General features: G+C 61.6%; 9 protein-coding genes. 2 read left to right on the top strand and 7 right to left on the bottom strand.

Annotated features, from left to right (window positions below):
* Positions 1-263: 263 nt before the first annotated feature.
* On the bottom strand, positions 264-596 hold the full coding sequence (locus VLY20_08805; protein ID HUK56740.1) for an addiction module antidote protein: 333 nt from the start codon (positions 594-596) through the stop codon (positions 264-266).
* 305 nt (positions 597-901) lie between these two features.
* Entirely contained in the window at positions 902-2,323 is a 1,422-nt protein-coding gene (locus VLY20_08800) for a phospholipase D-like domain-containing protein (GenBank protein HUK56739.1), read from the bottom strand.
* 822 nt (positions 2,324-3,145) lie between these two features.
* Between VLY20_08800 and VLY20_08795 the strand changes: the two genes are divergently transcribed.
* Positions 3,146-3,784: a hypothetical protein gene (locus tag VLY20_08795; GenBank protein HUK56738.1), complete on the top strand. Its 639-nt coding sequence runs from the start codon at positions 3,146-3,148 to the stop codon at positions 3,782-3,784.
* Positions 3,753-3,929, top strand: a complete 177-nt coding sequence (locus tag VLY20_08790; GenBank protein ID HUK56737.1) for a hypothetical protein — start codon at positions 3,753-3,755, stop codon at positions 3,927-3,929. Before VLY20_08795 ends, VLY20_08790 begins: the two co-directional genes overlap by 32 nt.
* Before the next feature lie 26 nt (positions 3,930-3,955).
* On the opposite strand, the gene VLY20_08785 is transcribed toward VLY20_08790, so the two are convergent.
* The 5 genes from VLY20_08785 to VLY20_08765 form a co-directional block, all read right to left on the bottom strand.
* On the bottom strand, positions 3,956-4,264 hold the full coding sequence (locus tag VLY20_08785) for a non-heme iron oxygenase ferredoxin subunit (GenBank protein HUK56736.1): 309 nt from the start codon (positions 4,262-4,264) through the stop codon (positions 3,956-3,958).
* A gap of 45 nt (positions 4,265-4,309) precedes the next feature.
* Positions 4,310-5,353, bottom strand: a complete 1,044-nt coding sequence (locus VLY20_08780) for an NAD(P)-dependent alcohol dehydrogenase (GenBank protein HUK56735.1) — start codon at positions 5,351-5,353, stop codon at positions 4,310-4,312.
* Between the two features lie 71 nt (positions 5,354-5,424).
* On the bottom strand, positions 5,425-5,970 hold the full coding sequence (locus VLY20_08775; protein ID HUK56734.1) for a tetratricopeptide repeat protein: 546 nt from the start codon (positions 5,968-5,970) through the stop codon (positions 5,425-5,427).
* Entirely contained in the window at positions 5,967-8,345 is a 2,379-nt protein-coding gene (locus VLY20_08770; GenBank protein ID HUK56733.1) for a PBP1A family penicillin-binding protein, read from the bottom strand. Before VLY20_08770 ends, VLY20_08775 begins: the two co-directional genes overlap by 4 nt.
* Positions 8,323-8,739 (bottom strand): M67 family metallopeptidase, encoded by a 417-nt coding sequence (locus VLY20_08765; GenBank protein ID HUK56732.1) that lies wholly within the window; start codon positions 8,737-8,739, stop codon positions 8,323-8,325. Before VLY20_08765 ends, VLY20_08770 begins: the two co-directional genes overlap by 23 nt.
* Positions 8,740-8,748: the final 9 nt, after the last annotated feature.

Here is an 8,748-nt window from a genome sequence, read left to right as displayed (position 1 = left end):
GAGGTTGAAAAACTTCTCAAGCTAGTTCGGCGGATACGGAATAACCTGTTCCACGGCGGAAAGCACGACGTTCCCCATAACGAAGCTAAGAGAACAGAAACCCTATTGAGGCATGGGCTCGTTATTTTAAATGCGTGTCTTGATCTGTCCCCAGAAGTCAGAGCCACCTATGGAGACGCTCGAATTTAGAAAAACAGGGAATAGAAACCCAGTACACGTATATTATATTTTGACCCCGCGTACGTCGGGCCGGGGCGGCGGAGTTAAGCGGCCTTTCTGATCTTTGATGATTTGGCCCTCTTGTTTTTCGGCTCGACGGACAGTTTCAGCCCCATCGATTGCAGTAGACGTAACACACTTTTGATTTCAGGGTTTCCTCGCTCAGAGAGCATGCGGTAGAGGTTCTCCCTATTCAAACGCGCTTTCTCTGCCACCGATGCCATGCCGCCGTGCGCTTCCGCGACATTCCGCAGAGCGAGCAGGAAGACGGCGCGGTCGTCTTCCTCCATCGCGGCGTTCAGATAAGCTGCTGCCTCCCGAGGTTTTTTGAGGGCCTCGATCAAGTCTTCCTGATAGGTCGTTATCTTGTTAGCCATGAATGGATTGTAGCGTATCGACTACAGCCATGCAAGGCAAATAACCTTCGCTCTAACCTTCGACGTCCAACTGTTCGTGTTATTTGTTCGTTTCCAAAACCCTTTCAATCGTATTCCAATTTCGCGTGGTGATCTTCCGGCCGAACTCTTTTTCGAAAAAATTCCAAATTCCGAAATTCCAGGGACACGATACTTAATTCGGTTATATTAAAGCCGGGGAGTTTTATTTTTAAACCCCACCCGCGTTGGGCCGGGGCGGCGTTTGAATTTTTTGACCGTGCGGAATTACGCTCGGGGCCCTGTCGCTATAGATAGGGGGCAAAGAGTTTGGTCGTGGCGTCCCGAAGCTTGATCAGGAACGGGCGGCCGCCCACCTCCGCAAGCGTCGTGAGCCGGGAGCGGCCGCGCACCTCTTCAAAATGTTTCCGGAGGGCGGCGATGGTGGCGCCGTCATAAATTTCCAGATTGAACTCGAAGTTCAATCGAAGGCTGCGGGGGTCCAAATTGGACGAACCGACGAGGGCGTAGGCGCGGTCGATCAGCAGATATTTGGTGTGGACGAACGGCGGGGGTTGGTAGGAGATGCGGATGCCGTGCTGCAACAGGTCCCACAAGAGGGCCTGCGAGGCCCAGCCGACGTAGGGCAGGTTGTTGCGCTGCGGCAAGATGATCTCGACCTCGACGCCCCGGAAAGCCGCGGCCGTCAGGGCGGAGATCAGCGACGCGTCGGGAATGAAGTAGGGCGTCATGATCTGTACGCGGGTTCTGGCCGCGGAGATGGCGCCGGCGATGATCAACTGGAGTATTTCGAAGTCGTGATTCGGTCCGTCGCTGATCCCCCGGCAATAGGCCTCGCCGGCGCCCGCGGCCCGGGCCGGGGGCGACGTGGGTTCGGAATCACCCGTGGCAAAACGCCAATCTTCCAGAAAGACCTCCTCCATCTGCATGACCGCCGGTCCGTCGATCTGAAAGTGGAGGTCGATCACGCGCCGGGGGTTTGCCTCGTTCAGCGCCAGATGGCGGTCGCCGATGTTCATCCCTCCGGTAAAGCCGACGGAGCAATCGACGACCAGCAGTTTCCGATGATTGCGGAGATTGATGTAGATTCCCTCGCTCAAGGGCAGGAACCGGGCGGCGCGGACCCCGGCCTTTCGAAGGCGGCCGGGCGCCGGCGGGAGGGAATAAAGCGCGCCCACCCCGTCCACCAGGACCCGTACGTCGAGGCCATGGGCCGCCGCCGCGGCCAGGGCGTCGATGAATTGTCGGCCGGTGGGGTCCGTGTCGAAAATATAGGTGGAAAGGTAGACCGATCGACGGGCCGCTGCGATCGCGGCCAGCATGGCGGGGTAGGCCTGTTCTCCGTTATGCAGGATGCCCACCCGGTTGCCGCCCAGCACCGGCCGGTGGGTGACCCGGTCCGAGACGGCGTGCAGGACGGCCACGTCCTCCTTCAGTTCGGCGGGCATCTCGGTTTTCTGAATGTGGTAGAACCGACGGATGTGCGGCGCCAGCCCCCAGTCGCCGCGCTGTTGCCACCGTTGCGCCCGGGTGTGGATGCGATTGACGCCGAACAGCCAGTAGAGGAGCGCGCCGGCCGCGGGATGGACTAAAAGGCAGACGGCCACCCAGCCCAGCGCCGATCTGGGGTCCCGCTTGTTCAGCAGCGCATGGCCGGCCGAGTAGAGACTGAAGAGCGCGGACAGGGCCCCGACCATCACGAGCAACACAGAAGGCCCCCTCCGATTATGGGTTTCCGATGAGATGTCTTGCGTCCGCCGCTTCATTCATAAACGTTCGCCTACCATAGTCCCGCACGCCGATTCAGTCAACAAAAAAACCGCCGGCTTATCACCTTGACAGGTCCCGCCGCTTCTGGCAGAGTGGCCGGTATGAGCAAATAATGAGATCGGAGCACGTTTGTTCCGGGGGGATTTATTTTGAAACCCCCATGCGTTGAGCCAAGTCGACGACCCATCAAAAGGTTGGAGTGGCAGTCTATACGATGGTCAATCTAAGGTGCAGGTGTAAATTGTGATGCAATATCTGTCCGATCTTGCGGAAAACCTTTTGAATAGAAAACGGCTCATAGGATTGTTCGCAGCCTGGATGGTGATTTATTTTCTGGCCGTCGAAATCCTTCTCTATTTTCTCCCGATTAGGCTCAATTTGAAGTTTTATTTATCTCCGTTAATGCAGGGAATAGGGGTGGCCAGCGCTGTTATAACTATTGGGTTGATATGTCTTTGTGTTTATCACTTTAATAACAAGATGGTTTATTTTTCGGATTCTACGAGGTGGATCTGGAACATAATATTTGTGTTCTCCGGGCTGTTTGGCATCCCGGTCTATTGTTATCGTTATATCTTGCGATCGGGTATTGAACGGACGCCTCACACTGAATTCCGTTGGGCGGTAGGCATTTTGATCGGCATGATATTCGCGATGTTTCTTTTTTTGTACTATAACTTCAAGGGTTTGGTCTGAACTCTTTTCTTTGAGTCAATGTCGATGGCATTGTTCTTCCCTCCTCTGCGCAACGGCATGACAACGTGACCGGACGGCTTCGTCTGGGAGTCGGGGCGCTCGGTCTGATGGTCGCGCTGTTGGCGATCTTTCCGGCGCCCACCACCTTGCTTTGGATGCTGGCGATCGGCGTCACCGAGTGGGGCTATCTGGCCGCGCCCCTTCCGCTCCTGCTCTTTCTTCCCGGATGGCGGTCCACCCGGTTCGGACGAATCGGGGCGGGGCTCGGGCTTGCCGCCTCGGTTCTTCTCCTCGTCACTCCCTTGAGAGCCTGCCAGGTCGCGCGGGCGCTTCCGGACCGGCTTGCGGCGGCGTTTGGAGCATCTTCGCCCCGTTTGACGGGCGACGCATCCCCGAGGCCAGCGCCGCTGGTCGCGGCCGACCTCGTCCGGGGCGTCGCCTCGCCGCCGGTTCAAAAAAGCAGTCGGATTTATTCTACGGTGGAAGGCGATCCGTTGTCGCTCGACCTCTATGCTCCGCGGACGGCGCAGGGTCCCGCTCCCGGGGTGATCGTGATCCATGGGGGCGGATGGCAAAACGGCGATAGCGGCGAGCTTCCGGGACTGGATGTCTATCCGCTTCATCGGCCCGCACAGCCCGCCGACCCTTCTGATCCACGGCGGGCGCGACGAGTTGGTTTCCTTCGAGCAGAGCGGGCGGCTTGAGATCCGGCTGGCCGAATCGGGAGCCGCTCATTTCCTGCTGCGCCTTCCCTGGGCCACGCACGGCTGCGATGTCCATTTTAACGGCCCCTGCGGTCAGATCACGACCTATGCCGTCGAGCGCTTCCTGGCGTCCGTGATGAAATAATGTTTTGATGAGCGGCCTTTCCGATCTCAAACCTCGACCTCGATGCTGTCGCCCGACACGCGGACGTTGTAGCGCGCGACCCCCTTGGTCGCCGGGGCCCCGAGGGTGTTTCCGGTTTTCACATCGAAGACCGCGCCGTGCCAGGGACAGGTGACTTCGTTCCCCGAAAGCTCGCCCTCCGACAAGGGGCCGCCCCGATGGGAGCAGGTGTCGTCGATCGCGTAATACGTCCCGTCGACGTTGAACAACGCAATCTTCTTGCCGCCCGCCTCGACCTTCTTTCCCTGTCCCGGGGCCGGGTCCCCCGTCGTTCCGACCTTCACGAATCCCGCCATACGCCACCTCCCGTTTTTCGCTTTACTTTAATGGAATTCCTTCCGTCACAGCGTTTTCATGTCGAGGCTGAAACGATAGCGGACATCCCCTTTCATGACCCGCTCGTAAGCCGCCTCGACCTGTTGAATGGAGATCACCTCGACATCGGAGGCGATGTTCTTGGCCGCGCAGTAATCCAGCATCTCCTGGGTCTCGCGAATGCCGCCGAACATCGAGCCGGCCAATTGTCTTCTCTTGGGAATGAGCGAGAAGGCCTGGATCTCGACGGGTTTTGCCGGCGCGCCCACGAGCACCAGGGTTCCGTCCCGGCGCAACAGATTCAGATACGCGTTTAGATCATGGGGAGCGGACACCGCGTCGAGAATGAAATCAAAGCGGCCGACATGGACGGCGAGGGTCTTCGGATTCTTCGTTAGGATGAAATCCCGCGCACCCAGCCGTCGCGCATCCTGTTCTTTCGAGTTGGACCGGCTGAAGACGGTGACCTCCGCGCCCATCGAGGCGGCCAGCTTGACGGCCATGTGTCCCAGACCGCCCAGCCCGACCACCCCGACCCGTTGTCCCGGCCCGACCTTGAATCGCCGGAGCGGCGAGTACGTGGTGATCCCGGCGCAGAGTAGGGGCGCGGCGTTGGCCGGCGGGAGCTTGGGCGAGATCTTGAGCGTGTAGTGCTCGTCCACGACGATTTGCGAGGAGTAGCCGCCGTAGGTGGGCGTTTTTCCGTCCTTCTCGCGGCCGTTGTAGGTAAAGTTCGGGCCGCGATCGCAGTACTGCTCCAATCCTTCCTTGCAGCTCGCGCATACCCGGCAGGAATCCACGAAGCAGCCGACCCCGGCGATTTCGCCGGTTTTGAATCGTTTCACCGCGTAGCCGACGCGGGTCACGCGTCCGATGATTTCATGGCCGGGGACCATGGGGAAGATCGCGCCGCCCCACTCGTCCCGCGCCTGATGGATGTCGGAGTGGCAGATTCCGCAGTAGAGGATTTCAATGAGCACGTCGTGAGGGCCGGGTTCGCGCCGCTCGAAGCTGAACGGCTCAAAATTGGATGACGGGCCTTTGACGGCGTATCCGCGAGTCGATAACATGATGAGTCTCCTTTCCCTAATTACCATAGCCCCGCGGTCCGGCCCAGTCAACAAAAAACCGGTGGATTATTTTATTCGGCGGGCGGCGCGAGGGTTTGGACCCGCGCAAGTCCGTCGCGGGCTTCCGGGTTGCGGGAGTCAAGGGCGAGGGCTTTTTGGTACTGGTTGCGCGCGTCGTCGAATTGTGAGAGCGCTTCATCGACCTGTCCATGCAGTGCGTGGACGCGGGCCAGCCAGGCCGGATCGTCCGAGAGGTAGAGCTCGGCCTGCCGGAGCGGGGTCAGCGATCGGGTATAGTCCTTCCTGAGGTAGCGGGCCTGGCCTAGATAATAATAGGCGTAGGGATTGTTCGGATAGAGCGAGATCGCCTTCTGGAATACCGAGTCGGCCTCGTCCAGGCGGCCCGAGGCCATCAGCCGACGTCCCTGATCGGTCAATTGCAGCGAGGCCTCCTCTTGTCCGGTCCGGGAAGGATCGGCCGTCCGACCGGTGATCGGCGTCAACGGCGGCTCGCCCGTGGGCGGCTCTCCGGACGGCGGGATGCAGCCCGGCAGTAAAAGAAATGCGGCCGCGACGATCCACCACGGCCCGAGGAAAGCGCATGCTCGTTTCTTCATCGCGACGAGATCAACTGTTTGAACCAGCGGTAAATTTTTTTCGGCAGCCCGTCCGACTCGCCGCAGCGGAGCCGGGGTTCCGTCCCCTGGATGAAGGCCTCCCGGACTCCGTCCGGGCAGTCCCGGCCCGAGATCAGGCCGGAGGCCGGATCGATCATCTCGAAGACGATCCCGGGCGGAACGGCGAAGCGGGAAACCGGCTGGCCTGCCGTGGCCTGTTTCATGAAATCGGTCCAGATCGGGAGGGCGGCCTGCGATCCGGGCAGCCTCAGGTCGGCCGGGCTCGACTCCCCCGCCGGCCCGGCGTCGAAGCCGACCCAGACGAGGCCGAGCAGGTCCGGTGTGAAGCCTAAGAACCACGCGTCCTTGTCGTTGCTCGTCGTGCCGGTCTTTCCGGCCGCCGGCCTCGTAAAGCCGCGGCTGACGACGCCCCGCGCCGTTCCGCGCTCCACCACGCCTTCCAAAAGCGTCGTGAGGAGATAGGCCTGCTGGGGCGTGAGCGCGGGCGTCATTTCGAGCGAACGCCGTTCCAGCACCCGGCCGTCGGCCGAGACGACCTCTTTCACCGCGATCGGCTCAACCCGGATCCCGCCGTTCGCGATCGTGCCGTAGGCGATCGCGATCTCGAGCGGGACGACCTCGGACGTTCCCAGGGCCAGCGAGGGAAGGTTCTTCAGCGGGCTTCGGATCCCCATCGCCTGGGCCATCGCGATCACCCGCTCCGTTCCGATCGTGTCGGCCAAGCGGACCGTGGCCGCGTTCAGCGAGTTTTCGAGCGCCGTCCGCAGCGTCACCGTGCCGTGGAAGATTTTGTCGTAGTTCTGGGGGCTCCAGACCCCGTCGGGCGAGGAGAGAGTGACCGGCGCATCCTCGATGCGCGTCGCGGCGGTGTAAGGCGAGCCGTCGGGTGTGACGGCCTGCGACAGCGCCGCGGCGTAGACGAAGGGTTTGAACAGCGATCCGGGCTGCCGGCGCGCCTGGACGGCCCGGTTGAACTGGCTGACGGCGTAGTCCCGCCCGCCCACCATCGCCTTGATCCGGCCGGTCTGGGGCTGGACGGCGATCAGGACCCCCTGAAGCTTCGCCCTCGGGTCGCCGCGACGGAGATGGGGATAGGCCGCCTCGAGCCCGCCCAAGCCCTTCGAAAGGACGGTTTCGGCCGCCCGCTGCTGCTGCGTGTCCAGCGTGGTGAAAATCCGGAGACCTTCCGAGGTCAGGACGTCGGGCGCGTAATGATCCGCGAGCTGCTGGCGGACGAAGTCGACGAAGTAGGGGGCGAAGCGTTCCTGAAGCGCCGGCCGGCCGGTCGGAATCGGCTCGTTGAGGGCGCTCACGTATTCCTCCCGGCCGATCTTGTTCAGCGCGAGCATCCGGTCGAGCACGTAGGCCTTCCGGGCCGCGGCCCGCTTCGGGTTGTGAAAGGGCGAATAGATGTTCGGCGATTTGATCATCCCGGCCAGAAGGGCCGACTCCCCGAGGGTGAGTTCCTGGGGCCGCTTCCCGAAATAGAACCGGGAAGCCTGGCCGATGCCGTAGACCCCCATCGTTCCGCTCTGCGCGAAATAGATCTCGTTCAGGTAGGCCTCGAGGATTTCATTCTTGGGGTAGCGCAGGTCGAGCAGGATCGCCATGAAGATCTCGTTCAGTTTCCGGTTGAGCGTGCGCTCCTGATTGAGATAAAAATTCTTGACGAGCTGCTGCGTCAGCGTGCTGCCGCCCTGGACGATCGCGCGTTCCCGGAGGTTCACCCAGGCCGCGCGGAGCAGGCTCCGGGGATCGATCCCGCCGTGTTGATAAAAGCGACGGTCCTCGGCCGCGAGGACGGCGTCGATCAGGCGCGGCGGGACCTGGTCGAGGCGGACGAGGTCGCGTTCTTCCCATGCCTGATCGTAAAAAGCCGCGATCAGCTCGGGCTCGAGCTCGACGAGGGCCAGCCGGTTTTCGGACGGCATTTCCCGGATGGCGGCGATCCGGCCGTTTTCAAGATCCAGCCGGACCGGAAGACCCTTGAAAAGATGATCCGGGTATTCGAAATCGTGGAGGTAGAGCGTGAGGGAATCCGGTTCGAGACGGAATTCGCCGGCGTGCTCGGGGGCAACCGCGACCGGGCGATAGTCCAGCCGCCGCAGGCGGTCCCGAAGCCGGATTCCGTTGATGTCCTGTCCGGGATAGAGAATGAAGGAGTCGGAATAGACCTTGGAGGGCAGCCGCCAGCGCTGTCCTTCGAAGCGGTGGGTGACGATGACGTACAGCGCGGCGAGATAGATCGCGAAGGCCGCCCCGAGGATCGGGAGGCCGAAGGCCGCGATCCGGCCGCGGCCGCGCCAGAGCCGGCTCAGCCCCCGGCGGAGGTCATGCGGGATGCGTCGGTCCATCGACCTTCCACTCCTCCGGCGTGATCGTGTCGTCGACGATCCGGTAGGCGTTCACGACGGGACGGCCGCGGTCGCGAAGCGAGATGACGATGTAAACCGCATCGGGATAATAGGCCAGCCGGACGTCGGTGGCCGACGGGTAGGCCTCCGTCTGCGGATGGGAATGATAGATCGCCAGCAGCTCGGTCTCTTTGGCCCGCATATCCTTGAAGGCCGCGAACTGTTCCTTGGGATCGATCAGGTAGCGGACCGGCGACCGCTCGATATTGGTCATGGGAAAAATCCGGTCGACGGTCCCGTCGCGCCCGGCCAGCAGGCCGCAGCATTCGTTCGGCGCCTCGGCCCGGGCCTGGACCAGCATCTGGTCGTAGATCGCTTTCGGAATGTTCAGCATGGGGTCGGG

This window comes from Nitrospiria bacterium (assembly GCA_035517655.1).
Lineage (GTDB): Bacteria > Nitrospirota > Nitrospiria > JACQBZ01 > JACQBZ01 > JACQBZ01.
This window is presented reverse-complemented; position numbering and strand designations above follow the sequence as displayed.